This is a genomic window from Deltaproteobacteria bacterium, from assembly GCA_019308905.1.
Taxonomy (GTDB): domain Bacteria; phylum Desulfobacterota; class BSN033; order WVXP01; family WVXP01; genus JAFDHF01.
On sequence record JAFDHF010000098.1, the window covers coordinates 1 to 8,988 of the forward strand.

Annotated in this window: 6 protein-coding genes and 2 tRNA genes; 2 read left to right on the top strand and 6 right to left on the bottom strand. The window is 56.3% G+C overall.

The features are described 5' to 3' along the window. The first annotated feature begins 126 nt into the window (after positions 1 to 126). Complete coding sequence (locus JRJ26_19410; protein ID MBW2059664.1) at positions 127 to 1,131, top strand: DMT family transporter; 1,005 nt, start codon at positions 127 to 129, stop codon at positions 1,129 to 1,131. A gap of 122 nt (positions 1,132 to 1,253) precedes the next feature. Here JRJ26_19410 and JRJ26_19415 read toward each other — a convergent pair whose 3' ends face one another. Then, entirely contained in the window at positions 1,254 to 2,447 is a 1,194-nt protein-coding gene (locus tag JRJ26_19415) for a hypothetical protein (protein ID MBW2059665.1), read from the bottom strand. Positions 2,448 to 2,464: 17 nt separating this feature from the next. Further along, positions 2,465 to 3,316 carry a MoxR family ATPase gene (locus tag JRJ26_19420; protein ID MBW2059666.1) on the bottom strand — a complete coding sequence of 284 codons (852 nt, stop codon included), beginning with the start codon at positions 3,314 to 3,316 and terminating at the stop codon, positions 2,465 to 2,467. A gap of 284 nt (positions 3,317 to 3,600) precedes the next feature. On the opposite strand from JRJ26_19420, the gene JRJ26_19425 reads away from it, so the two are divergent. After that, positions 3,601 to 4,764: an amidohydrolase gene (locus JRJ26_19425; GenBank protein ID MBW2059667.1), complete on the top strand. Its 1,164-nt coding sequence runs from the start codon at positions 3,601 to 3,603 to the stop codon at positions 4,762 to 4,764. Positions 4,765 to 4,779: 15 nt separating this feature from the next. On the opposite strand, the gene JRJ26_19430 is transcribed toward JRJ26_19425, so the two are convergent. From JRJ26_19430 to uvrA, 4 genes are all read right to left on the bottom strand, one after another. After that, positions 4,780 to 4,868: transfer RNA gene (locus JRJ26_19430), tRNA-Ser, on the bottom strand. Positions 4,869 to 5,075: 207 nt separating this feature from the next. Next, positions 5,076 to 5,161, bottom strand: a tRNA-Ser gene (locus JRJ26_19435). A 39-nt stretch (positions 5,162 to 5,200) separates the two neighbouring features. Further along, complete coding sequence (locus JRJ26_19440) at positions 5,201 to 5,569, bottom strand: DUF4870 domain-containing protein (protein MBW2059668.1); 369 nt, start codon at positions 5,567 to 5,569, stop codon at positions 5,201 to 5,203. Between the two features lie 112 nt (positions 5,570 to 5,681). After that, positions 5,682 to 8,276 carry an excinuclease ABC subunit UvrA gene (uvrA, locus tag JRJ26_19445; GenBank protein MBW2059669.1) on the bottom strand — a complete coding sequence of 865 codons (2,595 nt, stop codon included), beginning with the start codon at positions 8,274 to 8,276 and terminating at the stop codon, positions 5,682 to 5,684. Between the last annotated feature and the right edge of the window lie 712 nt (positions 8,277 to 8,988).

Genomic DNA, 8,988 nt, shown 5'->3' on the forward strand with positions numbered 1-8,988 from the left:
AAAAGGCCGGTTTGGCCTTCTGAAGCAACCCTCCGACCCATTCTAAGCCTCCCTTGGCTCGGTCTCCCTGCTTCGGCCTGAGGGCCTGGCGGAGTGAGGGCTCGCCTCTGGGGGAGGCTCTTCCCGATGAAGAGGGGTGAGCAGGGAAACTCCGTGATCTTCGCTTCACGGCGATTCTTCGGTGACGGCCAGCCAGCGCATCCTCTGTTGAATTGGAAAGATATGGCAGAAAACAGCAGACTTCGCGGATATCTTTTCGCCTTTATTGCCACCCTGGCCGTGTCTAATGTCTACATCTTCAGCAAGGCTGCACTCCAGGAGGTGGAACTGATCAAGTTCGGATTCTACTGGTTCGGTTTCGGGATCCTGTGGAACCTCCTGTACGACATCCCGGCAAAGAGATACAGAACCATTGCGAAGTTGAACAGATCGACGTACAAGGTGCTGCTGCTGATAGGATCTCTGGAACTTGTCGGGACGACATCTTTCTTCCTGGCCATAAAAACGGTGGAGAATCCGGCCATAGTATCGTTTCTCGCGAACATGTCACCGGTCTTCACGACGGTCCTGGGGGTGGCTTTCCTAAAGGAACGGTTCAGCACGGTCGAAGCGATGGGATTTGTCTTTACCATATCAGGAGCGTTTATCATCAGTTATCAGAAAGGTGGAGACCTGTCCCACATGTTCCTTCCCGGTACCGCATTCGTGGTCCTTGCTTCTTTTGTTTTTTCCATCTCTTTCACCGTTGCCAAGAGATATATCAGAGATATCGATCCCGGGATTCTCACTATGAATAGGATCGTGTTTCTCTTCCTTTTCTCGACGATCCTGCTCTTCAGTACCCATCTGCCCTTGAGGATTTCCTGGAAGGCGTTCTGGAACATCATGGTGGGATCGCTGTTGGGGCCGTTCCTGACGGTCTTTTCCCAGTATTCCGCGCTCCAGTATATCGAAGCATCCCGTACAGTGATCATTGGGAGTTCCAAGGGGCTTTTCGTCTTGCTGGGAGCCCTGATCTATTTTGGTACCCTCCCGCTGCCCCATCAGGTCGTCGGCGGAATCGTGACGATTCTTGGTGCCATCCTGGTGACCACGGGGGACAGAATCAGGATAGTCCCGGTGGCCCACTGAGATCCCTTTGATGATTTGTCGCGGGCGTGGCGCAGGTTCGGCGGGTTCTGCCTTCCGGCCGGGTGAGTCCCGGCAGGGGGTTCGGTCGGTCCGCCCTGTACGTCTCGAAAAAGGCCGGTCCCTCAACTGTCGGCCATCAAGTGGGCGACCGCCTTTTCGAGTCCCTCAAGGGTCAGCTCGAACATGGGGAAGATCTCCCTGATCAGGCCGATCGTCGTCGTGTAAGGCCAGTCCTGGGCGGGTATCGGGTTTATCCAGACCGAATGGGGGAAGTTCTCGGCGATGAACCTCAGCCGCTCGTAGCTCGGTTTTCCCGACCGTTCTTCGATATGGATGGAACCGTCAGTCGCCATGAGCTCATAGGGAGCCATGCTCGCGTCGCCCACGATGATGAACCGTGTCTCGCGGTCAAGACGGGCCAATTCTTCCACGGGATAGGGCTTGTCGCGCCTGGGAGGATCCTCCCAGAGGTAGTCATAGATGGTATTGTGGAAGAAAAGGGTTTTGAGATCCTTGAACTGGGCCCGCGCGTAGTTGAACAGAGTCTGTACCACCTCGACATACGGGTCCATCGACCATCCACCGTTGTCTATGGCCAGTATCACCTTCAATCTGTCCCTCAGGCTCCTATCCAGTACGATCTCTATCTCGCCCCCCTTTTTCATCGTCTGGTAGATCGTCTCCTGGATGTTGACCCGGTCCTTGGGTCCGGCAGGCACCATGTTTCTCAACCGCTTCAGGGCCTCACCCATCTGTGAGGTGGTCAGAGGCCGCTCCTGGGAATAGTCGCGATATCTCCGATCCATGGCCACCTTGACGGCCGATCTACCCCTGGATATTCCCCCGATCCGCATCCCGCCGGGGTGATATCCGGAATGACCGAAAGGGGACGTGCCCCTCGTCCCGATCCACCTGGCACCTCCGCGGTGCTCCGCGGTTTGCTCTTCCAAGAGCTTGAGAAAGCGGTCGATCAACTCGTCAGGGGGGATCTTGCCGAGCTCTTCCTCGCTTATCCCCAGGGCGGACGCCAGTCCTCCAGGATCCCTGAGCCAACTCTCCAGCATGGTGCGGATCAGCTCGGACCACTCCCATGGATCCGGTACCTCGAACTCAATGCTCTTGAAGTGGCGGGCGAACACCCGGTCGTAGAGGTCAAAATACCTTTCGCTCTTGACCAGGATGGCCCTTGCCGCAGTATAGAAATCATCGACACAGTTGACCAATCCCATGGCAAGGGCTTTCTGAAGCCTCAGGAAGGAGGTGGGAGAGACGGGGATACCTGCCCTTCTGAGTGAGTAGAAGAAAGGGATGAACATCTCGGAAACTGCCCTCCCTACGGCCGGAACCGGGCTACTCCGTTCCGGGCCACTCTGTAATCGGAGCTCTTTTTGAACAAGACTCCCAGGTATGGGATGTCCCCCTTTGCGAGGTCCTTCACATGGAAATCCGGATCACCTCTCAAGGCACGGATCCAGTTGATAAGCTCCCGTGTAGAAGGTTTTTTCTCAACCCCCCTGATCTCCCTCAGCCGGTAGAAGGTTTCCACGGCGCTTTGGAGCAGGTCACCGGCAACATTGGGGAAATGGACGTCAACGATCCTCCTCATCATTTCAGGATCCGGAAAGGCTATGTGATGGAAGTTGCAGCGGCCCAGAAAGGGATCCGAGAGGTCCTTCTTGGCGTTGGAGGTTATGATGATGACCGGTCTCTTCTTGGCTCGAATGGTCTTGTCTATCTCGATGATGTCGAATTCCATTTGGTCGAGGATGTCGAGCATATCATCCTGGAAATCCGTGTCGGCCTTGTCTATCTCGTCGATGAGAAGAACGACCCTATCCTCTGATACAAAGGCCTGGCCGATTTTGCCCATCTTGATGTATTCCTCGATGTTGCTGACATCCCGCCTCGAATCACCGAATCTGCTGTCGTTGAGCCGGGTCAGGGTGTCATACTGGTAGAGGGTATCAACGAGCTTCATGCTGGATTTTACGTTGAGGACGATCAGCCTCATCCCCAGTGCCTCTGCGATGGCATGGCCGAGCATGGTCTTCCCTGTTCCAGGTTCACCCTTGAGCAGCAGCGGCATCTCGAGCGCTATGGACACGTTTACGATCTTGGCCAATTCCTCGTCCAGGACATATTTTGAAGCGCCGGTGAATCGGCCTGTTTGGGTCTCACCATCCATCTGAGTGCTCCTTCCAGTAAAACAGAATGGCTTTTTGGCGTTTCCCCATTTTTACCATGATTTGCCGGGGATCTTCCAGTCCGGAGTGAGAGGGAGAGGGGCAGGATTTTAGGGTTCGCAGGATCCACAGCGCCTTTGAAGAGAGGGTAGACGCCTCGATGGCCGGGGTTTCATGGGGCTCTCCTCAGAAAGGTCAGAGTTGACCTGCGGTTCGGCAGATGCTAGTATCCTCGCCAGAGATGGCAAAGAGGGTGATGGCAAAAGGATAGAGACGAGGTGCAATCATGGTGGATGTCCATCAGCTCGTGATCGCCGAGAGAGACCGAATCGTCAGAACCCGTCGCGAACTCCATCGGATCCCCGAGACAGGCTTCAGGGAAAGAAAGACCTCCGCCTACGTGGCCGGATACTTGGAAAGAGAGGGTCTCGCCGTCCAGACCGGAGTCGCCGAGTACGGAGTGGTAGGGCTCATGGATACGGGCAGGCCCGGCCCCACCCTGATGATCCGTGCCGAAATGGACGGCCTTCCCATCAAGGAAGAGACGGGACTTCCCTTTTCATCCGTGCACGAAGGGGTGATGCATGCCTGCGGGCATGACGCCCATATGGCGATGGCCCTGGGTGCTGTGACTGCCCTCAAAAGGATCAAGGAGGAATTGACCGGGAGTGTCAAATTCGTCTTTCAGCCCGCAGAGGAGGGACCGGGCGGGGCAAAGCCAATGATCGATGCCGGCGTGATGGAGAATCCCAAGGTGGACTATGCTATCGGGTGCCACGTATGGCCGGAAGTTCCCGAGGGATATATCGGCGTAAAGGCGGGCCCGTTCCTGGCTGCCATGGACCGTTTCGATATCAGGATCATAGGCTCAGGCGGCCATGGTGCCATGCCTAACCTCTGTGTGGACGCGCTGGAAGTGGGCACACAGGTGGTCAACGCGTTGCAGCGTTTGGTGAGCCGCCACATGGACCCTCTGGAACCGGTGGTAGTCACCGTGGGTACCTTCCATGCAGGGACCGCCTTCAACGTCATTTCAGGCGAGGCCGAACTGAGCGGGACAACGAGGACCTTCAATAAGGATGTCTGGGACTCGTGGGAGGATCGTATCGAAAGGATCGTTAGCGGGGTCTGCCAGTCCATGGGTGCAGGTTTCGAACTGAGGTACAGCCGGGGCTATCCCGCCACCGTCAACGACGAGTCCATGGCGGAAGTTGTGCGCCGATGTGCCCAGAAAGTCGTGGGCGAAGACCGGGTCGTCGAACCTGAAAGGACCATGGGAGGCGAGGATTTTGCCTATTATCTGCAGGAGTCGAAGGGGTGTTTCTTCGCCCTCGGAGTTGGGAGGGAAGGAGGCGTCCCGGTCCACAACTCGAGGTTCGATTTCAATGAGGGTATACTTCAGCTCGGCGTAGAGACCTATTGCCAAGTGGCACTGGAGCTGCTGCGATAGTCCGGATTTGAGGAACGGAGAGAGTGGGATTCGAACCCACGGTACGCTTTTGGCGCACACTCGCTTAGCAGGCGAGCCCCTTCAGCCAGCTCGGGCATCTCTCCACAAAATGCAGAAGCCAGGAGTCAGAAGTCTGCAGTCAGAATAAAAGCTAAGCAAAACCACGATCTGGACCCGAACTGAATTTCCTGACCACCCTTCGCCTTCCCTTCAGGGCACAGGTAACTACTTGAATAAATAGGCTCTGGACGCCTCATCTCGCATCGCCCTCTGGAACTGTCTGGGTCCTATTCTGACTTCTGTCTTCTTGTTGGCGGAAGGGGTAGGATTCGAACCCACGTCCCTTTCGGGAAGCGGTTTTCAAGACCGCCGCCTTAAACCACTCGGCCACCCTTCCTCCACTTTCCCCGGGGTCCCGGGGAATCGGCCTGTCCATCTATGGCTCCTGGTCCCCACCATGGGCCTTCTTTTCGGCGGATCGCCTCACCACATCCTCGGCAATCGCCCCGACAAAGGGGAGCCTGTAAGCCCGACCGGAATAGGCTCGGATCATAAGCAGCACCCAGAGCATGAGAGCGAGGATCCAAGCCAGTGTTCCTATCAGGGGTATCCACTCGAGCACGAGCAGAACTATCCAGACAGGGATAAAGGTTATGATCGATTGAAGGGCATGGAATCTTACGAGATCGCTCTCCTTCTCCTCCCAGTAGAATACAAATCCCGTAATGAACCCCAATAGATAACTCAAGGAGGCAGCCACGTTCTCATCAAGACCTGTGGAGGATTTTGCGTTTCTCTGAACCATACCCCTTCCTCTCTAGACATGCCAATCTGGGGCGATCATCATGAGGCGGACCGCCAAGCACAGGTGGAACTGCTCTTTTTCTACCAGTATTTCAGCGAAAAGTCAAATGATTCTATGCCATTTCCACGGGAAATGATCCATCCTGCTTTCTATCTCGCCGCTTTGGCAAGTACTGTCTCAGGTACTGCCCCGTGTAAGAGCCTGGATGGAGAGCGATCTCCTCCGGAGAGCCGGTAGCAATGATTCTCCCCCCCCTCTGGCCGCCCTCCGGGCCGAGGTCGATGATGTAGTCGGCCGATTTGATGACCTCCAGGTTGTGTTCGATGACAATAACGGTGTTTCCCATATCCACCAGGCGGCTCAGAACCTCGAGCAGCTTCTGGACGTCTGCGAAGTGGAGCCCGGTGGTGGGCTCGTCCAGGATATAGAGGGTTCTGCCCGTGCCCTTCTTGCTCAACTCCCTGGAGAGCTTGATGCGCTGTGCCTCACCTCCCGAGAAGGTGGTGGCTGATTGACCGAGTTTTATGTACCCCAAACCGACATCATGCAGGGTCTGGAGCTTACTCCTGATGGAGGGGATGTTTTCGAAAAAGGAGAGGGCCTGCGCCACGGTCATGTCGAGGACGTCATGGATGTTCTTCCCCCTGTACTTGATCTCCAGGGTTTCCCTGTTGTAGCGCTTTCCCCCGCAGATCTCGCAGGTGACATAGACATCGGGGAGGAAATGCATTTCCACTTTGATAACCCCGTCTCCCTGACAGGCATCGCACCTCCCCCCCTTGACGTTGAAGCTGAACCGTCCCGGCTTGTAGCCGCGCATCCTGGCCTCTGGAATCTGGGAGAAGAGGTCACGGATCAGGCCGAATACGCCCGTGTAGGTCGCCGCATTCGACCTCGGGGTACGGCCTATCGGCGTCTGGTCGATGTTTATGACCTTGTCGATGTCGGACAGGCCTTCAACGGACCGGAGTGTACCTTTGCCCGCTCTGGAACGGTAGAGCCGGTGCGAAAGGACGCGAAAGAGAGTGTCCACTACCAGGCTGCTCTTACCCGATCCCGAGACCCCTGTAACGCAGACGAAGATGCCAAGGGGGATGGTCACATCGATGTTCTTGAGATTGTTGGTGGTGACTCCTCTCAGTACCAGTTCCCCTTTTCCAGGAGCCCGACGCCTCTTGGGAACGGGGATGGCCAGACGGCCGGAGAGGTACCGGCCGGTGACCGATTCCTCTATCCCCATTATCTCGGAGGGCGGACCGGAAAAGATGACACGGCCACCCTGCAGCCCCGCGCCGGGGCCCATGTCCACCACATGGTCAGCAGCGAGAATCGTGGATTCGTCGTGTTCCACCACGATCACCGTATTGCCCATATCCCTGAGGCGGCGGAGATTCTTGAGGAGCCGGAGGTTATCCCTTTGATGGAGTCCGATGCTCGGCTCGTCCAAGACGTACATGACACCCACAAGACTCGATCCGATCTGTGTGGCCAGACGGATCCGCTGTCCCTCGCCTGCTGAGAGGGTCGAGGCCCTCCGGTCGAGGGTGAGGTAGTCGAGTCCTACATCGACCATGAAGGTGAGGCGCTCTGTTATCTCCTTGAGGATCGGAGCCGCAATCTGCTGGTCTCTCCGGCCAAGATCGAGATTTTCGAGAAAATCGAGGGACTCTCCGATCGACATCTTTACCACCTCTCCTATGGAAAGGCCGCCGACCTTCACGGAGAGGCTCTCTTTCCGGAGTCTGGCTCCTCCACAGGCAGGACAGGGGGTCTCACAGGGAGGCTCTTCACCTTCAGCCCACTCCTGCTCAAAGGATGGAGCCGCCGGATCGTCCACCCCATGGACTCTTCCGTTCACCCTGATCCCCAGTCCCCCGCACACGGGACAGGCCCCATAGGGACTGTTGAAAGAAAACATCCTCGGCTCAATGTCCGGGTAGCTGATACCGCAATCCACACAGGTAGCCTTCTCACTGAAGATCGTTTCCCTGACGCCATCGATCTCCACCCTGATCACCCCGTCGGCCATCCTGGAGGCCAGTTCCAGCGAATCGGTAAGCCTTCTTTCGATCTTCTCCTTGACGACGAGCCGGTCGATCATCACATCGATGGTGTGCTTTTTCTTTCTGTCCAGTTGGATCGGCTCTTCCAGGTCGAGGATCCTACCGTCTATCCTCACCCGGACGAATCCCTCTCTCCGGAGCCCTTCAAGTTCCTTTCGGTACTCTCCCTTCTTCCCCCTGACTATGGGAGAAAACAGGACGATCCGTGTTCCCCGGGGAAGCCCCATGAGGTAGTCGGCAATCTGCTGTATCGTTTGGGAAGATATCTCCCTCCCACACCTGGGGCAGTATGGTTTTCCAACCCTGGCGAAGAGCAGACGAAGGTAGTCATAGATCTCGGTAATGGTACCTACCGTCGACCGCGGATTTCGGCTGATGCCTTTCTGCTCGATCGAGATGGCAGGGGAGAGCCCTTCGATCAGCTCCACGTCCGGCTTCTCCATCTGCTCGAGGAACTGGCGGGCGTATGCCGAGAGAGATTCCACATATCGCCTCTGCCCCTCCGCGTAGAGCGTGTCAAAGGCGAGGGATGATTTTCCCGAACCGCTCAGCCCGGTGACCACGATGAGCTTTTCCCTGGGAATCTCGAGATCGATATCCTTCAGGTTGTGTTCCCTTGCACCCTGGATCAGAATACGGTCCATACCCTTCTCTTCCCCATATGGGTTCCCCCGACATATTAAAAAATAACAAAGAGCGGCATCCCAGTAAAGCCGCCCTCCATGCCCCGGCCTGCAGGGAAGGGCTCTGCTGCCCCCCCGCATTCCCTGTGGGTACGCGATCGGTCGGCAATCCCGTTCGGCGACAAGGGTATTCTCCAAAGGTCGCGAAACTCCGGAGATTTAGGAGTCCCCCCATTTCTCGGAGGACATGTCCTAAGGTTCCTTGATTTCTAACCATGTTTCTTGATTCTCAAGTGGAAACGTACTGTTCCCTGGCCCCTGAGCTCATGCGGTGCACCCCCTCGACTTTCGCGGGTGGGCAGTTCCTGCCCCTTTCCCACGACTCACGAACAACCACGACCCACGAACACGACTCACGAACACGAACACGAATCACGAACACGAACACGAATCACGAACACGAACACGAATCACGAACACGACCTTTCCCCTTCCCGCTCGACCTCGACGGATACCCCACCGCTTCCGCAATGCCGCCGGAGGCAAGGGTGTTCTCCAAAGGTCAGGAAACTCCACGAGATTTATTCCTTGACAAACGGAATAGAATCGGTATAATTTCCTGGGTTTATTTTATTAAACTTTTGACACGCTTTAAATAAACTCCCTGCATGAAAATAGGATCGAAGATCCGAAGCCTCCGCCAGCAGCGGGAACTGACGCAGGAAGAGCTGGC